This is a genomic window from Brumimicrobium salinarum (genome assembly GCF_002844555.1).
Classification (GTDB): Bacteria; Bacteroidota; Bacteroidia; order Flavobacteriales_D; family Crocinitomicaceae; genus Brumimicrobium; species Brumimicrobium salinarum.
Genome location: NZ_PJNI01000061.1, coordinates 1 through 201, shown reverse-complemented (window position 1 = coordinate 201; position 201 = coordinate 1). Strand labels below are relative to the sequence as shown.

Below are 201 nucleotides of genomic sequence, written 5' to 3'. Positions count from 1 at the left end.
TACAGTGTGGTCCTAAAGAAGTAGCCCCATACACTTTAGTTGATAATTTCAAAGCACTGCTTTCTGCCATGGCTAAACCACCTCGAACAACACTACCTTCCATTATTTCGGCATTCTTTCCTATATAGATTGGTCCCGATTTAACGTTAAGAATTGCACATTCTACAGTTGCTCCTTCTTCAATAAAAAGTTGACTTGCAT

1 pseudogene is annotated in these 201 nt (G+C 38.8%); it reads right to left on the bottom strand.

Annotated features, from left to right (window positions below):
* Positions 1-201: pseudogene (locus tag CW751_RS15135) on the bottom strand (glucose-1-phosphate thymidylyltransferase); the annotation flags it as partial.